The 26,605-nt window shown below is 73.1% G+C and carries 25 protein-coding genes and 1 tRNA gene; 19 read left to right on the top strand and 7 right to left on the bottom strand.

What is annotated here, in order from left to right; genetic code table 11:
• Window positions 1-179 precede the first annotated feature (179 nt).
• Genes ssd through A5643_RS08950 form a run of 7 tightly spaced genes read left to right on the top strand, consistent with a single transcriptional unit; the run spans window position 180 to window position 4,646 of the window.
• Window positions 180-1,253, top strand: coding sequence for a septum site-determining protein Ssd (gene ssd / locus A5643_RS08980; protein ID WP_066854057.1), 1,074 nt, complete (start codon window positions 180-182; stop codon window positions 1,251-1,253).
• A complete protein-coding gene (locus A5643_RS08975; protein ID WP_066854055.1) occupies window positions 1,250-2,404 on the top strand; it encodes a TadA family conjugal transfer-associated ATPase in 1,155 nt (384 codons plus the stop codon). Before ssd ends, A5643_RS08975 begins: the two co-directional genes overlap by 4 nt.
• Window positions 2,401-3,186, top strand: coding sequence for a type II secretion system F family protein (locus tag A5643_RS08970; protein WP_066854053.1), 786 nt, complete (start codon window positions 2,401-2,403; stop codon window positions 3,184-3,186). The genes A5643_RS08975 and A5643_RS08970 overlap by 4 nt, the downstream gene beginning before the upstream one ends.
• On the top strand, window positions 3,183-3,758 hold the full coding sequence (locus A5643_RS08965; protein WP_066854051.1) for a type II secretion system F family protein: 576 nt from the start codon (window positions 3,183-3,185) through the stop codon (window positions 3,756-3,758). The genes A5643_RS08970 and A5643_RS08965 overlap by 4 nt, the downstream gene beginning before the upstream one ends.
• Before the next feature lie 30 nt (window positions 3,759-3,788).
• The gene (locus A5643_RS18150) at window positions 3,789-3,986 is read left to right on the top strand and encodes a DUF4244 domain-containing protein (RefSeq protein ID WP_066854049.1); all 198 of its coding nucleotides are present in this window, start codon (window positions 3,789-3,791) and stop codon (window positions 3,984-3,986) included.
• Window positions 3,987-4,021: 35 nt separating this feature from the next.
• Window positions 4,022-4,312 carry a TadE family type IV pilus minor pilin gene (locus tag A5643_RS08955; RefSeq protein WP_082948858.1) on the top strand — a complete coding sequence of 97 codons (291 nt, stop codon included), beginning with the start codon at window positions 4,022-4,024 and terminating at the stop codon, window positions 4,310-4,312.
• Window positions 4,284-4,646, top strand: a complete 363-nt coding sequence (locus A5643_RS08950; RefSeq protein ID WP_353612565.1) for an Rv3654c family TadE-like protein — start codon at window positions 4,284-4,286, stop codon at window positions 4,644-4,646. The genes A5643_RS08955 and A5643_RS08950 overlap by 29 nt, the downstream gene beginning before the upstream one ends.
• Here the strand turns inward: A5643_RS08950 and A5643_RS08945 are convergent.
• Together A5643_RS08945 and A5643_RS08940 are read right to left on the bottom strand one after the other, a co-directional pair.
• A complete protein-coding gene (locus A5643_RS08945) occupies window positions 4,643-5,659 on the bottom strand; it encodes a PAS domain-containing protein (RefSeq protein ID WP_066854047.1) in 1,017 nt (338 codons plus the stop codon). The genes A5643_RS08950 and A5643_RS08945 overlap by 4 nt on opposite strands.
• A 56-nt stretch (window positions 5,660-5,715) precedes the next feature.
• Entirely contained in the window at window positions 5,716-8,073 is a 2,358-nt protein-coding gene (locus A5643_RS08940; RefSeq protein ID WP_066854045.1) for a DEAD/DEAH box helicase, read from the bottom strand.
• A gap of 305 nt (window positions 8,074-8,378) precedes the next feature.
• Here A5643_RS08940 and A5643_RS08935 point away from each other — a divergent pair, with 305 nt between their 5' ends.
• From A5643_RS08935 to A5643_RS08920, 4 genes are all read left to right on the top strand, one after another.
• A complete protein-coding gene (locus A5643_RS08935) occupies window positions 8,379-8,582 on the top strand; it encodes a cold-shock protein (protein ID WP_003925183.1) in 204 nt (67 codons plus the stop codon).
• A gap of 91 nt (window positions 8,583-8,673) precedes the next feature.
• Complete coding sequence (locus A5643_RS08930; protein ID WP_066854043.1) at window positions 8,674-9,252, top strand: hypothetical protein; 579 nt, start codon at window positions 8,674-8,676, stop codon at window positions 9,250-9,252.
• A 140-nt stretch (window positions 9,253-9,392) separates the two neighbouring features.
• Entirely contained in the window at window positions 9,393-12,245 is a 2,853-nt protein-coding gene (gene topA / locus A5643_RS08925) for a type I DNA topoisomerase (RefSeq protein WP_066854041.1), read from the top strand.
• 151 nt (window positions 12,246-12,396) lie between these two features.
• Window positions 12,397-12,729, top strand: a complete 333-nt coding sequence (locus A5643_RS08920) for a hypothetical protein (protein ID WP_156628690.1) — start codon at window positions 12,397-12,399, stop codon at window positions 12,727-12,729.
• Window positions 12,730-12,748: 19 nt separating this feature from the next.
• Here A5643_RS08920 and A5643_RS08915 read toward each other — a convergent pair whose 3' ends face one another.
• Complete coding sequence (locus A5643_RS08915; protein WP_231995513.1) at window positions 12,749-14,386, bottom strand: adenylate/guanylate cyclase domain-containing protein; 1,638 nt, start codon at window positions 14,384-14,386, stop codon at window positions 12,749-12,751.
• A 67-nt stretch (window positions 14,387-14,453) separates the two neighbouring features.
• Between A5643_RS08915 and A5643_RS08910 the strand changes: the two genes are divergently transcribed.
• Both A5643_RS08910 and A5643_RS08905 read left to right on the top strand, forming a co-directional pair.
• Window positions 14,454-15,659 (top strand): DNA polymerase III subunit delta', encoded by a 1,206-nt coding sequence (locus A5643_RS08910; protein ID WP_066854035.1) that lies wholly within the window; start codon window positions 14,454-14,456, stop codon window positions 15,657-15,659.
• Between the two features lie 23 nt (window positions 15,660-15,682).
• Window positions 15,683-15,758: transfer RNA gene (locus A5643_RS08905), tRNA-Thr, on the top strand.
• 163 nt (window positions 15,759-15,921) lie between these two features.
• Here A5643_RS08905 and A5643_RS08900 read toward each other — a convergent pair.
• On the bottom strand, window positions 15,922-17,772 hold the full coding sequence (locus A5643_RS08900; RefSeq protein WP_197497688.1) for a hypothetical protein: 1,851 nt from the start codon (window positions 17,770-17,772) through the stop codon (window positions 15,922-15,924).
• Here A5643_RS08900 and A5643_RS08895 point away from each other — a divergent pair.
• A complete protein-coding gene (locus A5643_RS08895; protein WP_066854033.1) occupies window positions 17,738-18,679 on the top strand; it encodes an NAD-dependent epimerase/dehydratase family protein in 942 nt (313 codons plus the stop codon). The genes A5643_RS08900 and A5643_RS08895 overlap by 35 nt on opposite strands.
• A 9-nt stretch (window positions 18,680-18,688) precedes the next feature.
• Here A5643_RS08895 and A5643_RS08890 read toward each other — a convergent pair whose 3' ends face one another.
• Window positions 18,689-19,939, bottom strand: a complete 1,251-nt coding sequence (locus A5643_RS08890; protein WP_066854032.1) for a hypothetical protein — start codon at window positions 19,937-19,939, stop codon at window positions 18,689-18,691.
• Window positions 19,940-20,149: 210 nt separating this feature from the next.
• Here A5643_RS08890 and A5643_RS08885 point away from each other — a divergent pair, with 210 nt between their 5' ends.
• Window positions 20,150-21,127 carry a TerC/Alx family metal homeostasis membrane protein gene (locus tag A5643_RS08885; protein WP_066854031.1) on the top strand — a complete coding sequence of 326 codons (978 nt, stop codon included), beginning with the start codon at window positions 20,150-20,152 and terminating at the stop codon, window positions 21,125-21,127.
• Window positions 21,128-21,228: 101 nt separating this feature from the next.
• On the opposite strand, the gene A5643_RS08880 is transcribed toward A5643_RS08885, so the two are convergent.
• On the bottom strand, window positions 21,229-21,717 hold the full coding sequence (locus A5643_RS08880; RefSeq protein WP_066854029.1) for an inorganic diphosphatase: 489 nt from the start codon (window positions 21,715-21,717) through the stop codon (window positions 21,229-21,231).
• Window positions 21,718-21,851: 134 nt separating this feature from the next.
• Between A5643_RS08880 and dacB the strand changes: the two genes are divergently transcribed.
• Genes dacB through hpt form a run of 4 tightly spaced genes read left to right on the top strand, consistent with a single transcriptional unit; the run spans window position 21,852 to window position 25,840 of the window.
• Window positions 21,852-23,231: a D-alanyl-D-alanine carboxypeptidase/D-alanyl-D-alanine endopeptidase gene (dacB, locus tag A5643_RS08875; RefSeq protein WP_066854027.1), complete on the top strand. Its 1,380-nt coding sequence runs from the start codon at window positions 21,852-21,854 to the stop codon at window positions 23,229-23,231.
• The gene (locus A5643_RS08870) at window positions 23,228-24,271 is read left to right on the top strand and encodes an Rv3626c family coenzyme F420 biosynthesis-associated protein (RefSeq protein ID WP_066854276.1); all 1,044 of its coding nucleotides are present in this window, start codon (window positions 23,228-23,230) and stop codon (window positions 24,269-24,271) included. The genes dacB and A5643_RS08870 overlap by 4 nt, the downstream gene beginning before the upstream one ends.
• Window positions 24,250-25,239 carry a tRNA lysidine(34) synthetase TilS gene (tilS, locus tag A5643_RS08865; protein ID WP_066854025.1) on the top strand — a complete coding sequence of 330 codons (990 nt, stop codon included), beginning with the start codon at window positions 24,250-24,252 and terminating at the stop codon, window positions 25,237-25,239. The genes A5643_RS08870 and tilS overlap by 22 nt, the downstream gene beginning before the upstream one ends.
• On the top strand, window positions 25,229-25,840 hold the full coding sequence (gene hpt, locus A5643_RS08860) for a hypoxanthine phosphoribosyltransferase (protein ID WP_066854023.1): 612 nt from the start codon (window positions 25,229-25,231) through the stop codon (window positions 25,838-25,840). The genes tilS and hpt overlap by 11 nt, the downstream gene beginning before the upstream one ends.
• A 4-nt stretch (window positions 25,841-25,844) precedes the next feature.
• Here the strand turns inward: hpt and A5643_RS08855 are convergent, their stop codons facing one another.
• Window positions 25,845-26,579, bottom strand: a complete 735-nt coding sequence (locus tag A5643_RS08855) for an SIMPL domain-containing protein (protein ID WP_066854021.1) — start codon at window positions 26,577-26,579, stop codon at window positions 25,845-25,847.
• Window positions 26,580-26,605 lie beyond the last annotated feature (26 nt).

Below are 26,605 nucleotides of genomic sequence, written 5' to 3'. Positions count from 1 at the left end.
CTCCTCCCCCCCTGGCGGGGGTCGTCCCCTTTCCAAACCCGGGATAGCGGCCCGCGCAGCCATTTTGGGCCGGGGTCGGACGCGTGCCCGGTACCCGCGGTTATGCACAGTTGCCCAGCGGTACCCAATCGCCCGCCGCGGGCTGGTGCCCTCCGACCCGCCGCGCGCACCGTGGACCCATGACCGGCACCGGCGGGGCGCTGAGCCTGCTGTCGAATCCGACACTGGCCGACGAGATCGATCGCATCGCGGCGGCGGTCGGGCTGCGGGTGATCCACGCCGATCCGCGCGCCCGACTGCACCGCAAGGCCTGGCTGGCGGCCACCGCGGTGTTGCTCGACGACACCGGCGCCCGGTACTGCGCGCAGCACCCGCATCCGCGGCGCGACCACGTCAGCGTCATCACCGCGGCCGAGCCGGCCCCGGCGACCTGGGCCGCGGCCGTCGCGGTCGGTGCCCAACGCGTTCTGTCCCTACCCGAGCAGGAAGCCGAGGTGATCGCCGCGCTCGCCGAGGCCGAGGAGGCCGCCCGCGGCGCCGACCGGGGCGGCCGGATCGTCGCCGTCGTCGGCGGGTGCGGGGGCGCCGGCGCCTCGGTGTTGGCGGCCGCGCTGGCGCAGAGCGCCGAGGAGGCGCTGCTGGTCGACCTCGACGGGTGGGGCGGTGGCATCGACCTGCTGATGAGCGGCGGCCCGGCCCCGGGGCTGCGCTGGACGGATCTGACCCTGCGGGGCGGCCGGCTGACCTGGCCGGCGGTGCGGGACGCGCTGCCGGCCATGCGCGGTGCGGTGGTGCTCGCGGCGCCACGGCACTGTCACGAACTGGAGCCCGGAGCGGTGGAAGCGGTGCTCGACGCCGGCCGGCGCGGCGGGGCGACGGTCGTCTGCGACGTGCCGCGCCGCAGCACCGACGCCGCCGAGGCCGCGTTGGCAGCGGCCGACCTGGTGGTCGTGGTGAGCCGCTGTGACGTGCGTGCCGCGGCCGCGACCGCCGCTACCGCCCCGGTGCTGGCGGCGATCAATCCGCACATCGGTCTGGTGGTGCGCGGCCCGGCGCCCGGCGGGTTGCGGGCCGGTGAGATCGCCGATCTGGTGGCGGTGCCGTTGCTCGCCGCGATGCGCGCCGAGCCGCGCATCGGCGACCAGGTCGATGGCGCCGGCCTGCGGCTGCGGCACCGCTCGGCGCTCGCCGCGGCGGCGCGACGGGTGCTCGGCGCGCTCGCGGCGGGGCGGGTCGAGGAGCCGGCAGCGTGAGCGACGAACTGGTCGACCGGGTCCGTGAGCGATTGTCCGAACAGCGGGTCCCGTTGCGCCCGGCGAGCATGGCCGCGGCGATCCGCGCCGAATCGCACGGGATGCTCAGCCACGGCGAGGTATTGACCAGCTTGCGGACCGTCGAGACCGAGCTGACCGGCGCGGGCCTGCTCGAACCGCTGCTCGGCGCGGACGGGGTCACCGATGTGCTTGTCACCGCACCCGACGCAGTCTGGGTCGACGACGGGAACGGGTTGCGCCGCAACGCAATCCGATTCACCGACGAGGAGGCGGTGCGCCGGCTTGCGCAGGCAGCGGGCCGGCGTCTCGATGACGCCCAGCCGTGGGTGGACGGCCAACTCGACGCGGTCGGCCCCCGTGGCGTCACCGTCCGGCTGCACGCGGTGCTACCGCCGGTCGTGCTCGGCTGCACCTGCCTGTCCCTGCGGGTGCTGCGGCCGGCGACCCAGGGGCTCGCGGCGCTGATCGGCTCCGGCGCCATCGACGTCGACGCTGCGGCGATGCTGCGGGCGATCCTCACCGCCCGGGCCGCGTTCCTGGTCTCCGGCGGCACCGGTGCCGGTAAGACGACACTGCTGGCGGCGCTGCTCGGGGAGGTCCCGGCCGACGAGCGCATCGTCTGCGTCGAGGACGCCGCGGAGTTGGCGCCACCGCACCCGCACCTGGTCAAGCTCGTCGCCCGCCGCCCGAACGTCGAAGGGGTCGGCGAGGTCACCGTGCGCCAACTCGTCCGGCAGGCGCTGCGGATGCGGCCGGACCGCATCGTGGTCGGCGAGGTCCGCGGTGCCGAGGTGGTGGATCTGCTCGCGGCACTCAACACCGGCCACGACGGCGGTGCCGGCACGGTCCACGCGAACAGCCCCGCGGAGGTGCCGGCCCGTCTCGAAGCCCTCGGCGCGCTGGGCGGATTGAAGCGGGCCGCCCTGCACAGCCAGCTGGCCGCGGCGGTGCAGCTGGTGGTGCATGTGCAGCGGCGGGCCGACGGCCGACGCCGGTTGGCCGAGATCGCCCTGTTGCGGCGTGCCGGCCGCGGCCTGGTCACCGCGCAGACCTGCTGGCGCGCCGACCGCGGGCCCGCGCCCGCCGCAGCGGATCTGCGCCTCCTGCTGCAGAACCGGACACGGCCGTGACCGGGGCGCTGGCGGCCATCGCCGCGGCCGCGCTGCTGTGGCCCGCGACCGCCCGCCACCGGCTGGGCCGGTCACCCCGGCGGATCCGGTTCGGCGCGCCGGTCGTCGCGGTGATCGCGGCAGCGGTGGTGGTGGGCGCCACCCTGGTGCTGGCAATCCCGACGGTCGCGGCTATCGCGGTCGCCGCCGGAACCGCGGTGTTGCGGTGGCAACGCCGTCGCCGGCGGGCTGCCGACCGCGCCGCCGGGCAGGCGCTGGCCGCGGCGCTGGACGTCGTCGTCGGTGAATTGCGGATCGGCGCAACCCCGGTCGCGGCGTTCTCGGCGGCGGCCGGGGCCGCGGCAGCGCCTGCCGTCGCGAGCGGGCTGGGCGCCGTGGCCGCGCGCGCCTCGGTGGGCGCCGACGTCGCCGCGGGCCTGCGGGCAGCCACCGGATCGCCGGCGCTCGCCGCGTACTGGGAGCGCCTGGCGGTGTGCTGGCAGCTGGCCGCCCGGCACGGACTGCCGGTGGCGGCGTTGATGCGCGCCGCGCAACGCGACATCGTCGAGCGTCAGCAGTTCACGGCGCGGGTGTCGGCGGCACTGGCCGGAACCCGCGCCACGGCGATGATCCTGGCCGGATTGCCGGTGCTGGGTCTGGCGCTGGGGCAGTTGATCGGCGCCGCGCCGCTTCGCGTGCTGACCGACGGCCCGGCCGGTGCCGTGCTGACGCTCATCGGCGTCACGCTGGCCTGTGTCGGGCTGCTGTGGTCGGATCGCATCGTCTCGGGAGTCACCGGATGACCCCGCTGCTGCTGTTGGCGGCCGCGCTGCTGAGCGGAGGGCGCCGCGCGCCCACCCGACTCCGGCCGAACACCGCTGCGGCGCAGCCACTCCCGAAACGACGAGGCCGGCCGAGCGTGGAGTCGCTCGCGGTCGCAGCGAGCCTGGAGGTGCTGGCCGCCTGTCTGTCCGCCGGGATGACGGTGGCCGGCGCCGCGGCGGCGACCGCACCCAGCGCGCCCGCCGCGCTGGCACAGGTGCTGCAGCGCGCCGCGGACCTGCTCGCCTTGGGCGCCGCGCCCGATACCGCCTGGTCGACGCCGCCGTCGGCGTCGGACCCCCAGATCGACGCGCTGGTGCGCTGGGCCCGACGGTCGACCACCTCGGGAACCGCGCTGGCCGACGGGATCGTCGAGCTGGCGGGGCAATTTCGCCGGGAGGCCGCCGACACCGCCCACGCCGCCGCCGAGCGCGCCGGGGTGCTCATCGCCGGGCCGCTGGGACTGTGTTTTCTGCCTGCCTTCGTCTGCCTGGGCATCATCCCGATGGTGATCGGCCTGGCCGGCGAGGTCGTGTCCTCGGGATTGCTGTGAACCGCAGTGCCCGTCGAGAAGGGAAGAACCGTGACCAAACTGCACAGCCTGAAAACCCGCCTGATCCTGCTGTGGGCCGACGAATCCGGCATGTCGACCGTCGAGTACGCGATCGGGACCATCGCCGCGGCCGCCTTCGGCGCCATCCTCTACACGGTCGTGACCGGCGACTCGGTGGTCTCGGCGCTGACCCGCGTCATCGCCCGCGCCCTGGACACCAAGGTCTAGCCGGTGCCGCCGGGTCGAGCACCGTCGAGGCGGCGCTGGCGCTGCTCACCCTGGTCGCCGTACTGGTGGTGTGCTTGGCGGGCCTCGCCGCGATGGTGGTCCAGATCCGCTGTGTGGACGCCGCGCGTGAAGCGGCCCGCCTCGCCGCACGCGGCGACGAGGCGGCCGCGGTGGCGACAGCGCGGGCACTCGCCCCGGCCGGGGCCACGATCCGCCTGCGCCGCGACGGCTCGACGGTCGTCGCCACCGTCACGGCACGCGCCGAACACTTACCGGGGCTGGCGATTTCGGCGACCGGTGTCGCGGCGCCCGAACCGGGACGATGAGCGTGGTTCGGCCACCGTCGTCGCGGCCGCGATGGTGGTGGTGTTGCTGACGGTGACCGGCGGCATCGCTTGCCTCGGGTCGGTGATCGTCGCGCGCCACCGCGCCCAGGCCGCCGCGGACCTGGCGGCGCTGGCCGCGGCGGGCGCGCTTCCGGCCGGGCCGGCGGCGGCCTGCTCGAGCGCGGCAATGGTCGTCGACCGGATGCGCGCCACCCTGGCCGGCTGCCGCGTCGAGAACCTCGAAGTCGTTGTCGCGGTGCGGGTGCCGGTGCCGCTGGTCACCGGCGGCGTTGTCAGCGCGGCGACGGCCCGGGCCGGTCCGGCCGGGCGCTAGCGCAGACCGGCGTCGGCGAGTTCCTCGTCGGTGGGCAGTCGCATCGCAACCAGCGCGGCGAAGACCCCGTCTTCGATCTCGACCCGGTTGACGGTGATGTGCACCGGCACCCAGCCGGCGTCGACGTCCTGCATGCGCAGCACGCGGGCGGTGGGACCGGCGGCGAACTCCGCGCGCATCCCGTCGAAGAGTGCTTTGTCCTGCGGGTGTACCCGTCCCTCGCCGATCTCGGGGGAGCGCCAGTTGTAGAACGGGCAGGGCTCGTCCAGCCAGCGCAACAGCGCCCAGGTGTCGAGGTCGATCAGGGCGCGGTACACGCCGGGCTGGGCGAGCGCGTCGAGCACCTGCTCGGCGAGTTGGCGGGGCGGCAGCGCGACATCGGTGTTCTCCACGCGCCAGTTCATGCCGCGCGAGATGACGTGGTCGCGACCGTCCGGCCCGGGTTCCAGTCCGGTGCGCGCCACGAACCCCACCCGAATCGGCTCGCCGTGCGAGTCGTTGAGATCCCAACTGCTGCACAACAATTGACCCGGCTCAGCCTTGATCGCCAACGCCAAGACCTGGGCTTCCGCGGGGCGCAGTTCACGGGTGGGCTGCTCGTCGCCGAACGCGCGGCTGTAGCCGGCTTCCGGCTCGGCGTCCCCGCCGAGGTTGGCGAAGGACTCCGGGGTGTCGGTGGCGACCTTCAACGTCAGATCCCACATCGCCGCGCCGGGCATCATGCGCTCGGGCGGCTCGGCGTCGGCGGGCCCGCTCCAGACCTGCACGCCGTGGATCCGCCCGTCGGACATCCGGATCGGCTCGGTACGGATCACCCGCGCGTGCTTGGGGGTGATGCTCGCCAACGACTCGCCGGTCCGGACCGACTCGGCGATCGCGGTCTTGATGGCCGACCGCCGCGGGTTGCGCCGCAGGAAGGCATCCAGCGGGACCAGGTTCTGCGGCTGGGAGCCCTGAGCGACCACCAACGGTTCGGCGCCCAGTGTCTCCACGAGCAGCCAGGGGTGGGGCATGGCGCAGATTTTACCGGCTCGATCCGCCCGTCGCCGGTCGGCGGTGGGCGGTGTACTCAGCCGGACGGGGGACCGGCCAGCGCCTCGAGCACCAGCCGCAACACCCGCACCGCGCCGGCCTTGTCCAGCGGGTCGTTGCCGTTGCCGCACTTGGGGGACTGCACACAGGACGGGCAGCCCTGCGGACATTCGCAGGCGCCGATCGCGGCCGCGGTCGCGCCCAGCCAGGTGGCGGCCTGCCGGAACCCGCGTTCGGCGAAACCCGCCCCGCCGGGATGGCCGTCGTAGACGAACACCGTGGGCAGTCCGGTGTCGGACCCGAGCGCGGTGGACAGGCCGCCGATGTCGCCGCGATCGCAGCTGGCCACCAGCGGCAGCAGCCCGATCGCCGCGTGTTCGGCGGCGTGCAGCGCCCCCGGCACCTGAAGGGGGTCGATACCGGCGGCGGCCAGCGCCGTCTCGGTCACCGTGTACATCACCGCGACGGTGTCGAGGGTCTGGGCCGGCATGTCCAGGTCGACGAAGTCGATCACCTCGCCGGTGAGCCGGCGCCGCAGAAAGCCGATCACCTGGTTGGTGACCCGCACCGGCACCAACCCGAGGGTCACCGCCCCGAACTCGACGCGCTCGCCGGGGCCGGTCACCGCGATGTCGGTCAGGGTGCGCGGGTGCGTCGCGTAGCCGGGATCCTCGGCGTGCACGAACGCGATCGTCTGTTCGGCGCCGCGGTCGAGGGTGTCGACCAGGTAGCTCTCCCCCTGGTGCAGGTAGACCGCGCCGGGATGCACCGCGAGTGCGGCCTGACCGGCACCCACATTGCCCAGCAGCCGGCCGGTGCCGGCCTCGACGATCACGGTCTGGCGTCCGCTGCCGCCACGGATGTTCACCGCCGGGTGCGGGTCGACGCCGGGCGCGGGGTAGTAGCGGCCGCCGCGGTGCCGCAGCGCCCCGTCGGCGACCAGGTCGTCGACCACCCGCTGCGCGCGCAGGGCGGTGACCTCCGCCGCGGTCAGTGGGTACTCGGTGGCCGCGCAGAGCAGCTGCGGGCCCAACACGTAGGGGTTGGTGTGGTCGATGACGACGCGCTCGATCGGCTTGTCCAGCAGCGCCGCGGGGTGATGCACCAGGTAGGTGTCCAGCGGGTCGTCGCGGGCGACCAGCACGATCAGCGCGCCCTGCCCGCGCCGGCCGGACCGGCCGGCCTGCTGCCAGAACGAGGCGATGGTCCCGGGGAACCCGGCCAGCACCACCGCGTCCAGCCCGGCGATATCGATCCCCAACTCCAGGGCGTTGGTCGCCGCCAGCCCGCGCAGTTCCCCGTCGGCCAGGGCGCGCTCCAGGGCGCGGCGGTCCTCGGCCAGATAGCCGGCCCGGTAGGAGGCCACCCGCGCCGCCAACTCCGGCGCCACCTCGGAAAGCCGGGCCCGGGCGCCCAGCGCGGTCAGTTCGGCGCCGCGGCGGGACCGCACGAAGGTCAGCACCGAGGCACCCTCGGCGACCAGGTCGGCCATCACCCGGGCGGCCTCGGCCCCCGCCGAACGGCGCACCGGGGCACCGTTCTCCCCGGCAGGTGCCTGCCCCAGCGCCGGCTCCCACAGAGCGACGGTGCGCGCCCCGTGCGGGGAGCCGTCGTCGGTGACCTCGGCCACCGGCGCGCCGATCAGGTCGGCGGCGGTCTCCCCGGGCCGGTCGGTGGTGGCGCTGGCCAGGATGACCGTCGGCGCCGGCCGGTGCGGTCCGCCGTAGCGGGCGCACAGCCGCAGCAGCCGCCGCAGCACCATCGCCACGTTCGACCCGAAAATGCCGCGGTAGTAATGGCATTCGTCGACCACGACGAACCGCAGCCGGCGCAGGAACACCGCCCAGCGGGCATGGTTGCGCAGCAGCGACACGTGGAGCATGTCGGGGTTGGTGAACAACCAGCGGCTGTGCTCCCGCGCGAAGCGGCGCACGTCGGTGGGACTGTCGCCGTCGTAGGCCAGCGGCGTGATCTCGCAGAAGCCCGGGACGGCGCGCACCGGGGAGTCCGCAGCGGTCAGCGCCCGCGCGGTCTGCAGCTGGTCATGGCCGAGCGCCTTGGTCGGTGACAGGTACAGCGCCCGGGCCTGCGGATCGCGCGCCAGCAGGTCGAGGACGGGCAGTTGATAGGCCAGTGACTTACCCGACGCGGTGCCGGTGCTGACCACCACGTGGTGGCCGCGGTGGGCCAAATCGGCGGCGTGGCGCTGGTGGGACCAGGGGGCGCCGATGCCGCGCTCGGTGAAGGCGCGCACCACTTCCGGGTGCGCCCAGTCCGGCCAGGCGACCGGCTCGCCGCGGCGGGCGGGCAGGTCGGCGACGTGGCGCACCGGGTGCTCGCCGGGGGCGGTGCCGGCGAGCGCGGCGGCGAGCAGCGCGCTGCCGAAGTTGGCCATCGGGTGCCTCTCTGCGATGTCCGGGTGCGGGTGGGCAGCCACAATTGTCCCCAACCGATCCGACCGACTCTGTCGCTGCGGCCCCGAACGTGGTTGACTGATGAGCGGTCGTAGCTTCTGTGTTCGTGTCAAAACTTCGCAGGACTTTCGCTGCGGCTGCGTTCCTGCGAGGTCGGAGGCCGGGTGAAGGTTCCGGCGACACCCCCCAGGCAACGTGGTCACGGCGGACCCAGGGCACCGAAAAACGGTGCGCTGAGCAACGGTGCCCGGCACCGGAGAAAAAGTAGAGAAGGAAAGATCGAGAAATGCCACAGGGAACTGTGAAGTGGTTCAACGCGGAGAAGGGGTTCGGTTTCATCGCCCCCGAAGATGGCTCCGCCGATGTGTTCGTCCACTACACGGAGATCCAGGGATCAGGCTTCCGTACCCTCGAGGAGAACCAGCGGGTCGAGTTCGAGGTCGGTCAGAGCCCCAAAGGGCCGCAGGCCACCGGCGTGCGCTCCATCTGAGCAACCGGCTGACGACGACCCCCCGGGCCCGGCCCGGGGGGTTTCGTTTTGCGCAGGCCCGGCGATCGTCCGGTGCCCTACTGTCGGTGACGTGAGCCAGCTGTCGTTCTTCTCGGCGGAGTCGGTGCCCCCCGCGGTCACCGACCTCGCCGGGCTGCTGGCGGCCAACGGCCAGATCGTCGTCGTCGGCGACGGGGCTCGCATCTCGGTGGTGGTGGAGCGGCCCTGGCGCGCTGTCGCCCTGGCCGAGATGGCCACGGCGGCCGGGCTGCAAGCCGAGATCGGCCGCACCGACGAGGACACCCCGCTGGTGCGGACCGCCGCCGACCCGAGGCTGCGGGCCACCGCGGCGGCCTGGACGCGCGGCGCGGTCAAGACGGTGCCGGCGTCCTGGCAGCCCAGCCCCCGCGAGCTGCGCGCCTGGACGCTGGCCGCGGGCAGCCCGGAGGCCGACCGCTACCTGCTGGGGCTGGATCCGCACGCTCCCGACACCCACGCGCCGCTGGCGTCGGCGTTGATGCGGGTCGGGATCGCGCCCACCCTGATCGGCACCCGCGGGTGGCGTCCGGCGCTGCGGATCAGCGGCCGCAGGCGGCTGTCACGGCTGGTAGAGAACGTCGGGGAACCCCCCGACGGCGAGGAGGCGTTGACGCAGTGGCCCACGGTGTGACCGGGCCCCGCCGGCGCGATGTGCCGGTCGGCCCCACGGGTGCCGGTTTGCGTCGGCATACTCGGGGGTGCGAAATTGTCACTGGTTTGCAGGCGGGGTTCGACCTGCACTGACCTGGACGGAAGTGGAGTGTAGGGGCGTTGGCTGACGCAGGCGGCGGCGGAAAGACGGGGGTGCGGCGACTAGTCATCGTCGAATCCCCCACCAAGGCGCGCAAAATTGCCGGCTACCTCGGTAGCGACTATGTCGTCGAATCCTCGCGCGGCCATATCCGGGATCTGCCCCGTACCGCCGCCGACATCCCGGCGAAGTACAAGACCGAGCCGTGGGCCCGGCTGGGGGTCAACGTCGACCACGGATTCGAGCCGCTCTACATCGTCAGCCCGGACAAAAAGAGCACGGTCCGCGAGCTGAAAGACCTCCTCAAAGGCGTCGACGAGCTCTACCTGGCCACCGACGGTGACCGGGAGGGCGAGGCCATCGCCTGGCACCTGCTCGAGACCCTCAAACCGCGCATCCCGGTCAAGCGGATGGTGTTCCACGAGATCACCGAACCGGCGATTCGGGCGGCCGCGGAAAGCCCGCGCGACCTCGACAGCGACCTCGTCGACGCCCAGGAGACCCGCCGCATCCTGGACCGGCTCTACGGCTACGAAGTCAGCCCGGTGCTGTGGAAGAAGGTGGCGCCGAAACTGTCGGCGGGCCGCGTGCAGTCGGTGGCGACGCGCATCATCGTGGCCCGCGAACGCGACCGGATGGCTTTCCGCAGCGCCGCCTACTGGGACGTCGTCGCCGACCTCGACGCCAGCGTCTCCGACCCCGGCGCCACCCCGCCCACGTTCACCGCCCGGCTGGTCAACGTCGACGGGCTGCGGGTGGCCACCGGCCGCGACTTCGACTCGCTGGGGGCGGTCCGCAAACCCGGTGAGGTCGTCGTCCTCGACGAGGCGGCCGCCGGGGCGCTCGCCGACGGGCTGCGCAACGCGACGCTGTCGGTGTCCTCGGTGGAGGAGAAGCCCTACACCCGCCGGCCCTACGCGCCGTTCATGACCTCCACACTGCAGCAGGAGGCCGGCCGCAAGCTGCGGTTCTCCTCGGAGCGCACGATGGGCATCGCCCAGCGGCTCTACGAGAACGGCTACATCACCTACATGCGTACCGACTCGACGACGCTGTCGGCGTCGGCGATCGAGGCGGCCCGCACCCAGGCGCGGCAACTCTACGGCGACGAATACGTCTCGCCGTCGCCGCGGCAGTACACCCGCAAGGTGAAAAACGCCCAGGAGGCGCACGAGGCGATCCGGCCGGCCGGGGACACCTTCGCCACCCCCGACGCGGTGCGCGGCGAACTCGACGGCGACGAATTCCGCCTCTACGAGCTGATCTGGCAGCGCACCGTCGCCTCCCAGATGGCCGACGCCCGCGGCACCACGCTGAGCCTGCGCATCGGCGGCACCTCCGGGCAGCGCGAGGTGGTGTTCGCCGCCAGCGGCCGCACCATCACCTTCGCCGGCTTCCTGAAGGCCTACGTCGAGACCGTCGACGAACTCGCCGGCGGTGAGGCCGACGACGCCGAGCGGCGACTGCCCAACCTCACCCAGGGCCAGCAGGTCGCCGCGGTGGAGGCCACCCCCGACGGCCACGCCACCAACCCGCCGGCCCGCTACACCGAGGCCTCGCTGGTCAAGGCGCTGGAAGAGCTCGGGATCGGCCGGCCCTCCACCTACTCCTCGATCATCAAGACCATCCAGGACCGCGGCTACGTGCACAAGAAGGGCAGCGCCCTGGTGCCGTCCTGGGTGGCCTTCGCGGTGATCGGCCTGCTCGAGCAGCACTTCGCGCGTCTGGTCGACTACGACTTCACCGCGGCGATGGAGGACGACCTCGATGAGATCGCCGCCGGTCATGAGCGGCGCACCGACTGGCTGACCAACTTCTACTTCGGCGGGGACCGCGGCGGGGACGGCTCGGTGGCCCGCGCCGGCGGGCTGAAGACCCTGGTCGGGGTGAACCTGGAGGAGATCGACGCCCGCCGGATCAACTCCATCGAGCTCTTCGACGACGAGCAGGGCCGCACGATCTACGTGCGGGTCGGCAAGAACGGGCCGTATCTGGAGCGCATGGTCGCCGGCGACGACGGAGAGCCCACCCCGCAGCGGGCGAACCTGCACGTCGCGCTGACCCCCGACGAACTGACCCTGGAGCTCGCGGAGAAGCTCTTCGCCACCCCGCAGGAGGGCCGCGTGCTGGGCACCGACCCGGCCACCGGCCACGAGATCGTCGCCAAGGACGGTCGCTACGGGCCCTACGTCTCCGAGGTCCTGCCCAAACCCGACGACGAGGACGGCGCGCCGGCCAAGAAGGGCAAGAAGCCCACCGGCCCCAAGCCGCGCACCGGCTCGCTGCTGCGCAGCATGTCGCTGGAGACCGTGACGCTCGAGGATGCGCTCAAGCTGCTGTCGCTGCCGCGGGTGGTGGGCGTGGACCCCGAGTCGGGGGAGGAGATCACCGCGCAGAACGGCCGCTACGGCCCCTACCTGAAGCGGGGCACCGACTCGCGGTCGCTGGCGACCGAGGAGCAGCTGTTCACCGTCACCCTGGACGAGGCGCTGAAGCTCTACGCCGAACCCAAGCGCCGGGGCCGGCAGGCCGCCGCGGCCCCGCCGCTGCGAGAGCTGGGCGCCGACCCGGCGTCGGGCAAGCCGATGGTGGTCAAAGACGGCCGGTTCGGGCCGTATGTCACCGACGGGGAGACCAACGCCAGCCTGCGCAAGGGCGATGACGTGGCGACGCTGACCGACGAGCGGGCCGCCGAACTGCTGGCCGACCGGCGCGCGCGCGGCCCGGCCAAGAAGACCCGCAAGGCCCCGGCCAAGAAGGCCGCCGCGAAGAAGGCCGCCGCGAAGAACACCGCAGCCAAGAAAACGGCGGCCAAGAAGGCTCCGGCGAAGAAAACCGCCAAGAAAACCGCCGCGAAGAAGAGCGCCGACTAACCTCGGCTCAGGCCTGTCTCAGCACGGTCCTGGCTGTTACCGCAGTGTGACGCAGTTGACGCCTGCAATAAGCGTTGTTATTCAGTTGGCTCTCAGGTATGCTTAGCTCGACGTTGCGGAATTGTTCCTGACGCTGGCCGAAGGAGGCACCATGAGACGTGGTGTGTACTTCGGCGTATCCGCGGCCGTGGCGATCGCGGGAGCCGGTCTGGTCGTCGCCGCTCCGGTGACCCGCCCGCTGCCCAACACGCAGGCACCGGCGATCGAGTTGTCCTCGGATTCCAGCCCGAAGATCGACCAGCAGTACCTGCAGTGGTGGCAGATCGTCACCGGGGAGACCGGGCCCGCGCCCAGCCTCAACGAGCTGAACGAACTCGACCTGTCGCACACCTTCCTGCAGCCGGGCGCGCACGACCCGGCGCCGCTGACCCTCGATGTCGACGGGTTCGCCGCGTTCCTCACCGACGACGACGCGCCGGCCTAGCCCCGCTGCGGGCCCCCGATCAGCCGTCGACCCCGGCGGGGTCTTCGACGTCTTCGATGTCGGTGTCGTCCGCGCGGGTCGCGATCGTCATCGGCCGCGCCAACTGGGTCGAGGTGGTGCGCCCGCGTAGCTGCACCACCTCCCCGACATCCCAGCTCAACGCCTCGGCGTCGGGTGCGTCGCGCACCGCGGTGGCCGCGGCCAGCACATGGCCCTCCTCGAGTTTGGCCAGCTCGGTGAGCCGGGCCGCCTCGTTCACCGGGTCACCGATCACGGTGTACTCGAAGCGGGCCTGCGCGCCGATATGGCCGGCCAGCGCCACCCCGGCCGACACCCCGATGCCGAACTCGGTGTCGCCGAGCACCGCCAGGAGGCGGTCGTGCAGTTCGCGGGCGGCCGCCAGCGCCGCACCGGCCGCGTCGGGGTGCTCGATCGGGGCGCCGAAGACCGCCAGGGCGGCGTCGCCCTGGAACTTGTTGACGAACCCGCCGTGCCGGTCCACGGTGTAGACCACCACCCGGAAGAACTCGTTGAGCAGGCTGACCACCTCGGCCGGCGGGCGGGTGGCGGCCAGCTGCGTCGAGCCGACCATGTCGACGAACAGCACCGCCACCTCGCGTTCCTGCCCGCCCAACTCGGTGCCGCGCTCCAACGCGCGGCGCGCGACGTCCTCACCCACGTAGCGGCCGAACAGGTCCCGCAGCCGCTGGCGTTCGGCGAGATCACGCACCATGTCGTTGAACCCGGCCTGCAGCAGGCCCAGCTCACTGGCGTCGTAGATCTGCATGTGCGCGTTGTAGTTGCCGCGCTGCACCTCACCGAGCGCCCAGCGCAGCTGACGCAGCGGGTCGGCGATCGACATCGCCACCAGCACGGTGCCGACGAAACCGATCACCAGCGCCGACACCGCCATCAACAGGATCGGCGCGGACAGCTGCTCCGGCGGGGCGTGCAGCAGCGCGAACTGGCTGGCCACCACCGACAGCACGATCGCCAGCAGCGGCACCCCGGTCGACAGCGTCCAGGTCAGAATCTGGCGCAGCAGCACGCCGGGGGCGCGCAGGTTCTCCGGGACCCCGGCGCGCAGCGCGGCGACGGCCACCGGGCGCAGCACCCGCTCGGACTGCAGATAGCCGATGATCGAGGTAGCGGCCGCGCCCAGCCCGATGGCGATCGCCACGACCGGCGCGGCCCCGCTGGCCACCGGCCAACTGGTGACGATGAACACCACCCCGCCGACCGCCCAGTTCGCCCAGCTGAGCAGGGAGCGGTAGAACGGCATCCGCAGGGCGCGGGCCCGGGCCAGTTCGGTGATGGCCGGGTCCACGTCGGTGAGCAGGGCGTCGCGGCGCTGCCACCGGAACACCGGCATCAGCATCCGCATGCTGGCGGCCAATTCCAGGACGAACAGGGTGGCCAGCACCACCGCGAGCAGCACCAGGTTGGACCGCGGCATGTCCTGCAGCTGCACCCGGTCCTCGGCGGGCAGGCCGAACCGCAGGAACCCGAGCACGAACAACCCGCCGATGATGTCGGCCTGCAGCATGCTCAACGCGAACAGCGGCCACGGCGTGCGCACCAGCCACCGCAGGAAGGCGTCGGCCCGCCCGAGCAGCGTCGGTCTGCTGTTCACCAGCCCACCGTATCGGCAGGGCAGCGGCGGTAGAACACTTGTGCACCGCGGCGCCGCGGTCGTGTCGGCTCCGGCCAGTACTGTTGCGGTGATGTCCGGGGTGTTTTCGCGGCTGGTCGGCCAGGATGCGGTGGAAACCGAGCTGGTCGCCGCGGCGCAGGCCGCCCGCGGCGAAGTGGCGTATGCGGGATCGGCGATGACCCATGCGTGGCTGGTGACCGGCCCGCCGGGATCGGGTCGCTCGGTGGCCGCGCTGTGCTTCGCCGCGGCGCTGCAGTGCACCGATCCCGACGTCGTCGGCTGCGGGGGCTGCCGCGCCTGCACCACCACACTGGCCGGCACCCACGCCGACGTGCGCCGGGTCGTCCCGGAGGGGCTGTCCATCGGGGTGGACGACATGCGCGCGATCGTGCAGGTGGCCTCGCGGCGGCCCAGCACCGGACGGTGGCAGGTCGTGCTGATCGAGGACGCCGACCGGCTCACCGAGGGCGCGGCCAACGTGCTGCTGAAGGTGGTTGAGGAGCCGCCACCGTCGACGGTGTTTCTGCTGTGCGCCCCCTCGACCGACCCCGAGGACATCACGATCACCCTGCGTTCCCGCTGCCGGCACGTCGCGCTGGTGACGCCGTCGACGGCCGCCATCGCCCAGGTGCTCGTCGACACCGACGGCCTGTCCGCCGACGAGGCGAGCTGGGCCGCCTCGATCAGCGGCGGCCATGTGGGGCGGGCCCGGCGGCTGGCCACCGATCCCGAGGCGCGCAGCCGGCGCCAGCGGGCGCTCGGCCTGGCGCGCGCCGCCGCCACCCCCGCCCGTGCCTACGCCGCGGCCGAGGACCTGGTGGCCGCCGCGGAAGCCGAAGCGGTGGCGCTCACCGCCGACCGCGCCGAGACCGAGACCGAGGAACTGCGCACCGCCCTCGGCGCCGGCGGCACCGGCCGCGGCACCGCAGGGGCCCTGCGCGGGTCCGCCGGGGCGCTCAAGGACCTCGAACGGCGTCAGAAGTCCCGCCAGACCCGCGCCTCCCGCGACGCCCTGGACCGCGCGCTGATCGACCTGGCCGGCTACTTCCGGGATGCGCTGCTGGTGGCCTCCGGCGCCACGCAGGCCCGGCCCAACCACCCCGACATGGCGGAGAAGGTCGCCGCACTGGCCGCCCACGCCGCCCCCGACCGGCTGCTGCGCTGTATCGAGGCGGTGCTGGACTGCCGGGAGGCGCTGGCCACCAACGTCAAGCCCAAGTTCGCCGTCGACGCCATGGTGGCCACCATCGGGCAGGCGCTGCGGTCCGGCCTGTAAACTCGTCCCCGCCCAGCGGGCACGCCGCCTTAGCTCAGTCGGCAGAGCGATTCACTCGTAATGAATAGGTCAGGAGTTCGATTCTCCTAGGCGGCTCCATTTGCGCGATTCCGGCGGCACCGCCCGCCAGCGCAGCGCTTGCGTGCAGTGCTTGCGTGCAGTGCTCGAGTGCAGCGCTATGGCGGGAAAACCGCGGTTTTTCCGCCACTGAGCTTCACTCGAGGCGCGGCCAGGCCGTGAGTTGCGGTGCAGGGCGGCGAGGTCAGTCCGGCGCCAGATAGCCCACCGGACCGGAAGCGATACACAGTGACAGCGCGGCGGTGTCGGCGCGCACCGTGATAGCCGTGCCCGCGCCGGGCAGTCGCACGTACACCCGGTTGAGGCCGGGGCGCACCGGCACCTTGACCGCTCGACCCTCGGACAACGTCAGCGTCATCGTCCCATCGGCGTTGGCCAGATAGTTGATCTCCGCGGTCCAGTCCGCGGGCAGCAGCGGGCCGTCGAGGTCGAGTCGGGCCGGCAGATCCGGCTGCACGAAGTAGCCGCAGCCGGCCACCGGCCCCGGCGTGATGGTGCGCACCCAGGTAACCCGAGCGTCGACCAACCGGCCCGCGCTGTCCAGCATCCGCAGATCGGTTGTCGCCGAGGCGAACTCGGGCCGCTCACGCACCAGCGCGAAGATGTTGCTGGCCAGGTTGCTGGGCGCCATGATCCGCTGCAGCACCAGCGGGTCGACCTCCTGGTCCAACAGCGGCGCATCCGATGCGGCGGCCGCGTCGGCGAGCCCGCGCAGCGCGTTGTGCAGATACGGCTGCGCCGGATTGTCCCGCCACACCGTCAGGAACGTCGCGGTCGAATACAGGCTGCTGGCCACGAACGCCGCCGCCAACGACACGCTCACCGCGGTCCGGGCGGGCGAGGCGTCCAGCCAGCGCGCGCCCGCCCGGTTCGAGGCGCAGAATCCGACCGCGGCCAGCAGCGCCAGCACCACCACCAGATCGGGCAGATACCGCAGCGCCTGGGCCAGCTCGAGGGCGGTGAACGCCGAGGACCGCATCAGATAGATCGGGACCTGGCAGGCGACCGCGTAGCCCACCGCGGCCGCCCACACCGCGCCGATGCGCCGCTTGCGCAGCAGCGACACGACCACCGCCGCCCCCAGCGCCACCCAGCCGGCCACCATCACCGGCACGCCGGGGGTCGCCCACGGCGACGCCGGCGCCCAGCGCTGCCAGTCCCACGGGCCGCCCACCAGCCCGGGCACGATCCCGTGGGTGATCGACCGGCGCAGCAGGTCCCACGTCATGGCCAGATCGAGGCTCCACCGCTGCTGGTTGACCACCGCCAGATACAGCCCCACCCAGCCGGCGGTCACCGCCGCCGCGGCCAGCCACAGCGGCCGGCCGCGCCGCCACACCGCGGCCAGCGGCTCGCCCCGCACATGGGCCAGCAGCCCCACCAGCACCGCCGCCACCACCGGGATCACCCCGGCCTTCTCGAAGAACAGCAACCCGCCCAGGTAGGCCAGCGCGCCGGTGACCGCGTACCGCCGGTTGCCGGTGCGCACCAGCAGGATCGCGTCGCCGCACACCCAGGCCAGCGCCGCCAGCATCGGCAACGAGTTCAGCGCCGCCGCCCACCAGGCGAAGCCGGGTACCGCCAGCGGAGTGAACAGCGCGAACGTCAGCGGCGCCAGCAGCACCGGCCGCCAGCCCACGACGATGTGCAGGGTGCGCAGCAGCGACAGCGCCGCCACCGCCGCCAACACCACCAGGCTCAGCGCCGGCCCGGCCCAGTTCAGCGGCGCCAGCCGGGTGATCGCCCCGGAGAGCAGGAACGCCGCGGGCATCACATGCCCGTCGTGGTCGGTGAACAGGAACGACGGCGACAGCAGCGGATGGGTGCCCGCCCGGGCGACGAGGATCAGGTCATCCCAGTAGAAATAGCCGCCGAAGGCCAGCACCGCCCGCACCACCAGATGCACCACGATCAACGCCGCGGCGATGACCGCGACGGTGGGCGGTCGGCGGCTGCGGGTGATCATGGGTCTCTTTCTTACCGGTCGGTATGGTGACCCGGTGCGTGCACTGGTCACCGGCGCGGCCGGGTTCATCGGGTCGACGTTGGTCGACCGGCTGCTCGAAGACGGCCACCGGGTGGTGGGCCTGGACAACTTCGCCACCGGGCGGGCCACCAACCTCGAGCATCTCACCGATGCCGCGGAGTTCTTCTTCGTCGAAGCCGACCTCGTCACCGCCGACCTGGCCGCCATCCTCGACGAGCACCGCCCCGAAGTGGTGTTCCACCTGGCCGCCCAGATCGACGTGCGGCACTCGGTCGCCGACCCGCAGCACGACGCCGCGGTCAACGTCGTGGGCACCGTCCGCCTGGCTGAGGCGGCGCGCCGCGCCGGGGTCCGCAAGATCGTCCACACCTCCTCGGGCGGGTCCATCTACGGCACCCCGCCGCACTACCCGACCGGCGAGGACGTGCCCACCGACCCGGCCTCGCCGTACGCGGCGGGCAAGGTGGCCGGCGAGATCTACCTGAACACCTTCCGGCACCTCTACGGCATGGAGTGCTCCCACATCGCCCCGGCCAACGTCTACGGACCGCGTCAGGACCCGCACGGCGAGGCCGGCGTGGTGGCGATCTTCGCCCAGGCGCTGCTGTCGGGTCGGCCCACCAAGGTCTTCGGCGACGGCACCAACACCCGCGACTACGTCTTCGTCGACGACGTCGTCGACGCCTTCGTCAAGGCGGCCGGACCGGCCGGCGGGGGACAGCGGTTCAACATCGGCACCGGCGTGGAGACCTCCGACCGGGCGCTGCACACCGCGGTGGCCGCCGCCGTCGGCGCCCCCGACGACCCGGAGTTCCACCCGCCGCGCCTCGGCGACCTCAAGCGGTCCTGCCTGGACATCTCGCGGGCCGCGGCGGTGCTCGACTGGCACCCGCAGGTCTCCCTCGAGCAGGGCCTGGCGCGCACCGTGGACTTTTTCCGCCACACCACCCGCTAGCCCGCCGGGCTAGCCGCGGCGCAGCGCCGCCAGGTGCACGCCGATGCCCAGCAGCGGCCCGCACAGCAACGCCAGCACGGTGCGGGTCTGCAACTCCCACGGCAGCAGCAGCACCACGGTGGCCACCGCGGTCGCCGCCACCCAACCCAGCGCGTAAGCGCGGTGCGCCGCGGCGGCCACCGTCGCGGCCCCGGTCAGGGTCAACATCGCGATCGCCACCGCCGCCACGGTCAGCCAGGCCAACAGCGACCCCTCGACGTGATAGTCGGCTCCGAACAAGGCGGTCAGCAGCCACGGCCCCGCCACCCCGGCCGCCACCGCCCCCAGCGCGCCCGCGGCCGCCACCACCAGCACCGGCGCCACCAGCGCCGCCAGTCGCCGCGTCCGCTGGTCGACGAAGTGGGCGACCAGATTGCCCTGCAGCGCGGTCAGCGGCACCAGCAGCGGCGCGCGGGTGGCGGTCACCGCCAGGATCAGCACCCCGCCGGCCGCCCCGAGGTCACCGGCGGTCGCCTTCAGCAGCACCGGAAACCCCATCACCAGGACCGCGCTGGCACCGGCCGCGGTGATCGAATGCGCCGCGCCGCGCAAAAACGATCTCGCGGTGCCCGGTGTGCGCAGCCGCGCGGCGGCCCGCGCCCCCGGCGAGGCCAGCAGCACCAGCGCCCAGGCCGCCGACCCGGCCACGGTGGCCCACAGATACCCGGCCAATCCCCACCCGATGACGAACCCGACGGTGGCCACCGCCACCCGCATCGCCGCGTCGGTGACCATCAGCGACCCGTAGGCGCTCCAGCGGTCCACCCCGGCGAGCATCCCCAACACCGTCGCGTGCACACAGAACCCGGCCACCCCCGCCGCCAGCAGCAGGATGCTCAACGGGCGCTCGTCGGCGAACACCCGGCCCGACCACAGCGGCGGGGTCGCGACCAGCGCCAGCGCCGCGGCGCCGCCGAGGCCGGCCGCGACCGGGAGCGGACGGGTTCGCGGTGCGGTCGGACCAGGGTCGCGGCGGGCGGTGCGCACCTCGCGGGTGGATTCCTGCAGCAGACCGTTGGCGGCACCGTTGACCAGCCCGAACGCCCCCCAGAACACCGCGAAGACCGCGAAGCCGGCCGGGTCGAGGTCGCGGGCGGCCAGATACAGCACCAGGTAGCCGCAGAGCGCCGACAGCGCGGTCGCCGATCCCACCCGGGCTACGCTGCCGCGGGTGACCGGCCCGCCCGCCCGGGCGGCGGGGGCGCGCTGGGGTGTCGGCACGCCTAAAAACTACCCAGCGGGCCGCCGCCGGTGCACAGCCCGGCGTGCGCCGACCGGCGCCGCGGCGGCGGTCATGGCAGACTGCTCAGCAGAGGGGAGTATTCCTTCGCCGCGGTGTCGTCATCACGTCGTCCGAATCCGGTCGACCGGCGCCGCGGGCCGCGCCGGGCGGGAGAGACCTCTGGTGTTCCAGCGACCCCGGAGGTTTTCATGAACGTGTCCACCCTGGAGTGGGCGGTCACCCTGACGGTGACGATCACCGTCTTGCTGATCGACATCGCGTTCACTGCCCGCAACCCCCACGAGCCCGCCGGCCGCCGGCTGGTGGCGGCGCTGTCGGCCTACATCGGGCTGGCGGTGCTGTTCGGGGCGTGGGTGTGGGCCTATCACGGCAGCCGCTACGGCCTGCAGTTCTACGCCGGCTGGCTCACCGAGTACAGCCTCTCGGTGGACAACCTGTTCGTGTTCATCATCATCATGGCCAGCTTCAAGGTGCCCAAGATCTACCAGCAGCAGGCACTGCTGGTCGGGATCACGCTGGCGCTGCTGCTCCGCGGCATCTTCATCGGGCTGGGCGCGCTGGCCATCGAGCAGTTCTCCTGGATCTTCTACATCTTCGGCGCGTTCCTGCTCTACACCGGGCTGAAGGTGTGGCGGGAGTTCAGCCACGACGCCCCGGACAACCGGGTGGTCCGGGCCGCGCGACGCTACTTCAACACCACCGACAGCTGGCACGGCCTGCGGCTGTTCGTCCGCAACGGCGCCGGCCGGGCGATGACGCCGATGTTCCTGGTCATCGTCGCCCTCGGCACCACCGACCTGGTCTTCGCGCTGGACTCGATCCCGGCGGTCTACGGGCTGACCCGCGAGCCCTACCTGGTGTTCACCGCCAACGTGTTCGCCCTGATGGGCTTGCGCCAGCTGTACTTCCTGCTGGGCAAGCTGCTGCAGCGGCTGGTCTACCTGTCCAAGGGGCTGGCGCTGATCCTGTGCTTCATCGCGGTCAAGATGTTGCTGCAGGCGCTGCGCGGTAACGATCTGCCGTTCCTCAACGGCGGGCAGCCGATCCCGGTGCCGGAGATCCGCACCTGGGTCAGCCTGGTGGTCATCGTGGCGACGGTGGCCGTCACCACCGCCGCCAGCCTCTACCGCACCCGCCGTCTCGCGCCGAGCGACGACACCGAGTGAAGACTCAGGGCGATCTGCGCGACGGCAGATTTCCGCCCTGAGACTGCACTCGCGCGCCGAAACCGCGCGCGGTGGGCTGACGCGAAACCGCGCCCGCCGAATCAGTGCCCGGCGGTTTTGAACCGCTCGAAGGAGCGCTGCACCTCGGCCTCGGCCTCGGCGCGGCCCACCCAGTCGGCGCCCTTGACGAACTTGCCCGGCTCCAGGTCCTTGTAGTGCACGAAGAAGTGCTTGATCGCGTCGAGCTCGGCGGCGGGCACGTCGGCGAGGTCGTTGATGTGGTCCCAGCGGTGGTCTCCGGCCGGCACGCACAGCACCTTGTCGTCGCCGCCGGCCTCGTCGGTCATCTGGAACATCGCCACCGGGCGCACCTCGATGAGCACCCCGGGGAACACCGACTGCGGCAGCAGCACCAGCACGTCGAGCGGATCGCCGTCCTCGCCGAGGGAGTTTTCGATGAACCCGTAGTCGGCCGGGTAGGCCATCGGGGTGTACAGGTAGCGGTCCAGCCGCACCCGCCCCGTCTCGTGGTCGACCTCGTACTTGTTGCGCTGCCCCTTCGGGATCTCGATCGTCACGTCGAATTGCACGGTGCTGGCTCCTTGCCTGCGCTGAGTACGGGTTGAGTCGGGCTGAGTTTAAGGCTCGCCGCCCGCGGTTGGCGACCGCACCCGGGCCCACGCGGGCCGCTCGGGCAGAATTGCACCAGACAGGCAGGAGAGTTATGCGTCCCACGCAGTGGCGCCGGTCGACCCACGTCGCGATCGGGGTGACCGTGCTGTTGGTCGTCGTCGCGCTGCTCACATGGCTGGTCGTGCTCACCGAGAGCGGCCACGGGCCCGGCGCGCAGGCCGCACCGCCGCCCGCGCCGGCCACCGCCGCCCCCGGCGTGGTCCCGGTCTCCGACAGCGCCCCCGCCCCCACCGTCAGCGGCCTGGCGGCGGCCCTGGCCGCCGCGCTGGCCGACCCGGACCTGGGTTTCCTGGGCGGGCGGGTCACCGACGCGGCCACCGCCACCGAACTGTGGGCGCAGCACGACGACATCCCGATGCTGCCCGCCTCCACCAACAAGGTCCTCACCGCGGCGGCGGCGCTGCTCAGCCTGGACCGCGACGCCCGGCTGACCACCCGGGTGGTCAGCGACGAACAGGAGCCGGGCGTGGTGGTGCTGGTCGGCGGCGGGGACCCGGTGCTGTCGGCGGCCGGGCCCGACCAGGACACCTGGTATGCCGGCGCGGCCCGCATCAGCGACCTCGCCGACCAGGTCCGCGCCAGCGGGGCCACCCCGACCCGGGTGCGGGTCGACGTCGGCGCCTTCAGCGGGCCCACGATGGCCCCCGGCTGGGACCCGCTGGACATCGACGGCGGCGACATCGCCCCGATCGAAGCGGTGATGATCGACGCCGGCCGCATCCAGCCGACCACCGTGGAGTCCAAACGCTCCACCACCCCCGCCCTCGACGCCGGGCGGGCCCTGGCGGTCGCGCTCGGGCTGGACCCGGCCACCGTCGCCGTCGGCGCCGCCCCCGGCGGGGCCCGCGAACTCGGCGCGGTCGAGTCGGCGCCGCTGATCCTGCGGCTGCGGCAGATGATGTACGCCTCGGACAACGTGATGGCCGAGTGCATCGCCCGCGAGGTCGCCGCGGCCACCAACCGGCCGCAGTCCTTCGCCGGCGGGGTCGACGCGGTGCTCGCCGTGCTGCACGCCGCCGACATCGACACCACCGACTCGACCCTCGTCGACTCCAGCGGACTCTCCCTCGACGACCGGTTGACCACCCGCACCCTCGACGGGGTGGTGCAGCGCGCCGCCGGCCCCGGCGAGCCGCGGCTGCGGCCCCTGCTGGACCTGCTGCCGGTCGCCGGCGGCAGCGGCACCCTCTCCGACCGGTTCCTCGACCCCGACGCCGACCGCAACGCGGCCGGCTGGCTGCGCGCCAAAACCGGATCGCTGACCGCGACCAACGCCCTGGCCGGGGTGGTCACCGACCGTCGGGGCCGGGTACTGACCTTCGCGCTGATCTCCAACGACGCCGGCCCCACCGGGCGCACGGCGATCGACGCGGTCGCGGCCACGCTGCGGTCCTGCGGGTGCGGTTCGTGACCGAGGCGCCGCAGGTCACCGTCGGTCGCGCCGTCGACTGGCGGTTCGCCACCACGGTCGGCGCCCGGCTCGCCCGTCCGGCACCGCCGTCGACCGAGTACACCCGCCGCCAGGCGGTCGAGGAACTGCACGCCGCCGCGGACACCGCGCTGCCGCTGGTCGCCGAGGTGACCGGGCTGACCCCCCGCGCCGCGGCCGCCCAGCCCACCCGGGTGGTGGACCGGCCCGGCTGGATCGCCGCGGCCGCTGAGTCGATGCGGGACATGACCGGCGGCACCGACAAACCGCGCGGCTTCTTCACCGGCCGGCTCGCCGGGGCGCAGACCGGCGCGGTGCTGGCGTTCATCTCCTCGAGCATCCTGGGCCAGTACGACCCGTTCGCCGACGACGGTGCGGGCGCGCTGCTGCTGGTCTGCCCCAACGTCATCGCGGTCGAACGCCAGCTGCGGGTCGAGCCCGCCGACTTCCGGCTCTGGGTGTGCCTGCACGAGGTCACCCACCGGGTGCAGTTCACCGCCAACCCGTGGCTGCCCGACTACATGGCCCGCGCCCTGGCGGTGCTGACCACCGACGCCGGCGACGACCTCACCGACGTGGTGGGCCGGCTCGCCGAGTTCGCGCGCAGCCGCCGCGACCCGGACCCGGCCAGCACCGGCATCTTGGGCATGGTCCGCGCCCTGCAGTCCGGGCCGCAGCGGGAGGCCCTCGACCAGCTGCTGGTGCTGGGCACCCTGCTCGAGGGCCACGCCGATCACGTGATGGACGGGGTCGGCCCGCAGGCGGTGGCCTCGGTGGCCACCATCCGGCGCCGCTTCGACGAACGCCGCCAGCGCCGCCAGCCGCCGCTGCAACGGCTGCTGCGCGCCCTGCTGGGCATCGACGCCAAACTCAGCCAGTACACCCGCGGCAAGGCGTTCGTCGACCACGTCGTGGACCGGGTGGGCATGGACCGGTTCAACACCGTGTGGTCGGGACCGCAGACCCTGCCGCTGCCCGCCGAGATCGAGAACCCGCAGCAGTGGATCGACCGGGTGCTCTAGACCGGCTGCGCGCCGCGGTGGCCGGCTTCCACGCCGCCCACCTGCCCGCCGCCGACCGCTGGTGTGTGGCGCTGTCCGGCGGGCCCGACTCGCTGGCGCTGACCGCCGCGGCCGCGGGGCTGCGGCCCACGACCGCGCTCATCGTCGACCACGGCCTGCAGGACGGCTCGGCGCAGGTGGCCGAGACGGCCCGCAGTCAAGCGCTGGAACTCGGCTGCGCCGACGCCCGCGTCCTGCGGGTGCGGGTGGGCGGGCCGGGCGGGCCGGAGGCCGCGGCCCGCACCGCCCGCTACGCGGCGCTGCGCGACGCGCGGGCCGGGGCCCCGGTGCTGCTCGGCCACACCCTCGACGACCAGGCCGAAACCGTCCTGTTGGGGCTGGGCCGCGGCTCGGGGCCTCGCTCGATCGCCGGGATGCGCCGGTATACCCCGCCGTGGTGTCGCCCGCTGCTCGGCCTGCGCCGCGAGCTGACCGCGGCGGCCTGCATCGAACTGGGCCTGGCCCCCTGGCACGACCCGCACAACAGCGACCGGCGCTTCACCCGGGTGCGGGTGCGCCGGGAGGTGCTGCCGCTGCTCGAGGAGGTGCTCGGCGGCGGCGTCGCGCAGGCGCTGGCCCGCACCGCCGCCGCGGTCGGCGAGGACACCGACTACCTCGACGAACTCGCCGCCACCCATCTGCCGGACGCCGGTGCGGCGCAGCCTTTGGACCCGACGGTGCTGGGGGCGCTGCCCGCACCGCTGCGGCGCCGGGTGCTGCGGGCCTGGCTGCTGGCCGGCGGCGCCACCGGCCTGACCGACGAGCAGATCCGCCGCGTCGACGCCCTGGTCACGGCCTGGCGCGGCCAGGGCGGGGTGGCGGTGCCGGCCGCGCTGGCCCGGCAGCGGCTGGTGGCCGCCCGCGCCGACGGGCAACTGGTTCTGCGCACCGAACCGGTCGCCGCGCCGCCACCCGACCTTGGTCGTTGACCCCGCGTCATGGCACGCTGTGGGCGTGACAGGGCCGCTGTACCCCGGCGACATCAAATCGGTGCTGCTGAGCGAGGAACAAATCCAGGACCGCACCGCCGAGCTGGGGGCGCAGATCGGCCGCGACTATGCCGAGCTCGCCGCCGGCGACGCCCAGGACCTGCTGCTGGTGACGGTGCTCAAAGGCGCGGTCATGTTCGTCACCGATCTGGCCCGCGCCATCCCGCTGCCCACCCAGTTCGAGTTCATGGCGGTCTCCTCCTACGGCTCGTCCACCTCCTCCTCGGGGGTGGTGCGCATCCTCAAAGACCTCGACCGCGACATCAGCGACCGCGACGTGCTGATCGTGGAGGACGTCGTGGACTCCGGGCTGACCCTGTCGTGGCTGCTGCGCAACCTGGCCGCCCGCCAGCCGCGCTCCCTGCGCGTCTGCACCCTGCTGCGCAAGCTCGACGCGATGCGCACCGGGGTGCAGATCGGCTACGTCGGATTCGACATCCCCAACGAGTTCGTCGTCGGCTACGGCCTGGACTACCTGGAGCGCTACCGCGACCTGCCCTACATCGGCACCCTGGACCCGCGGGTCTACCAGGGCCAGTAGCCGGCTATTTCAGCTCCCAGACCGCGGTCACCGCGAAACTGACGGTCTGCTCGCCCGGCTCCAGCGGCACGTCGGCCATGGCCCGCTGGGCCGGCGCGGGGGAGGGACGCTGGGAATCCTCGCCGCCGGTCTCGGAGATCGACAGCACCTTGCCCAGCTTCAGACCGGCCAGCTCGGCGTACTGCTCGGCGCGGTCCTTCGCGTCGGTGAAGGCCCGCTCGCGGGCGTCGCGCACCAAATCGGAATCGTTGTCGATGGAGTAGCTCACCGAGTCGATGCGGGTGGCGTCCCCGCCGGTGCTCACGATCAGCGCCAGCGCCTCGGAGGCGGAGTCCAGCTCGCGGATCGTGACCCGGATCGAGTTGGTGGCGCGGTAGCCGGTGATCACCGACGCCCCGGCCGGGTCGTTGCCGTACTGCGGCTGCAGGCTGACCCGGGTGGTCGCGATGTCGCGCTCCTCGACCCCGGCGTCGGTGAGCGCGGTGATCAGCTCGCGCTGGCGGTCGCTGGTCTGGGTCATCACCGTCGAGGCGTCCGCGGCGGTGAACTCGATGCCCACCTCGGCGGTCAGGGTGTCCGGGCTGCCTTGCACCTCGCCGTTGCCGACGACGGTGACCTCCCGGGGGGAGCCGTCGGCGGGACTGGCGGCGTCGCACCCGGCGAGCCCGCCGATGGCCACCGCGGCCACCGCCGGGGCGATCAGCCAGCGAAGCGACCTCATGTGTGCTGCGATCGGCATGCCTGGCACCTTACGTGGCCGCCACC

This window comes from Mycobacterium sp. 1274756.6 (assembly GCF_001668625.1).
GTDB lineage: Bacteria > Actinomycetota > Actinomycetes > Mycobacteriales > Mycobacteriaceae > Mycobacterium.
This window is presented reverse-complemented; position numbering and strand designations above follow the sequence as displayed.